The sequence below is a fragment of the Bowmanella yangjiangensis genome, assembly GCF_017255015.1.
Lineage (GTDB): Bacteria > Pseudomonadota > Gammaproteobacteria > Enterobacterales > Alteromonadaceae > Bowmanella > Bowmanella yangjiangensis.
In genome coordinates this window covers 1-1,004 of record NZ_JAFKCS010000294.1, presented here as the reverse complement: position 1 = coordinate 1,004, position 1,004 = coordinate 1, and the positions used below count along the sequence as shown (strand labels likewise).

Sequence of the window (1,004 nt, the reverse complement as noted above, 5' to 3'; positions counted from 1 at the left end):
CGGCAATACCTATGGGCCTGCTGCCCTTCCTGATCATGAAGTAGCGCCGGTTGCCCTTGCGCATGGAGCGGCGGCTATCAGTGGCGTTGGCGTTGTAGCCTTCCTGCGTGAAGAGCTGAGCGCCCGACAGCATCTTGGTCAGCCTGCCCTTCCCTACGTTGCCGTACTGATCCAGGTCCAGCTTGTCGCCTGGCACCACGTACTGGCCCGAGCCGAGCACACCACGACGGCGCAGCATCTTCTCGAAGCCCTTATCCCCTCGCCCACCACCGTAGATCTGGGGTGTGAGCCAAGTGGAGGCAGCGCGCCCTTGGCCCCACTGGCCTTCCTGCCCCACAAGGTTGCCAGCACCGTTGGTGCTGCGGCCGTCCTTGATCCACACCCTCGCCTCCATCTTGTCCTTGGTGGCGGGTTGGATGAACAGGCTGTTGAGCGTGGCCCGGGTTGGCCTATCGAATACCGTTTCCATCTCATCGCGGACGCCCTTCTGCACCTCCTGCGCAGTGCGCGTCAGTGCGAGGGCGGCGGCGAAAGGCAGCTGCTCACGCTCCAAGCGATCCAGAGTCTGCAGGCGCTCACGCAGACCACTGAATGTGACCTTGAACGTCATAGCCTGGGCTGGCGGCGCTCTTTCCCATCCCATCGCCACTCGTACACGAATATCTGTGGGTAATGCGCCAGGGCATACAGACTGACACCGAGATGCAGCAGCACCTCCCAGAACGAAGGCTGCTTGCCGGCGTACAACGACACCAGCATGCCGAACGCCCCGACCACCACCAGGTAGAAGGCCGAGCACACCAGCGGCTGATCCATGAAGAACACTGCCCGTAGATAGTCGAGAGCGGCCAGAACGATCAGAAGGCACAGCAGTGCATCAACGCTGATCAGAATGGTTGCCATGTCAGGCACCTCGCAGTGCGAATAACCGCTCGAGCGCCGTCTTCACAGCAGGGATCAGGTTCATCGCCAGCAGACCGATCAGGAAGGCTACGCCGTAGCGC

At 61.9% G+C, this 1,004-nt stretch carries 2 protein-coding genes; both read right to left on the bottom strand.

Annotated features, from left to right (window positions below; genetic code table 11):
• Positions 1-610: hypothetical protein (locus J0A65_RS24085; protein WP_206596796.1), on the bottom strand; the 610-nt coding region annotated here is incomplete at its 3' end.
• Positions 607-903, bottom strand: coding sequence for a hypothetical protein (locus J0A65_RS24080; RefSeq protein ID WP_206596795.1), 297 nt, complete (start codon positions 901-903; stop codon positions 607-609). The genes J0A65_RS24080 and J0A65_RS24085, both read right to left, overlap by 4 nt.
• Positions 904-1,004 lie beyond the last annotated feature (101 nt).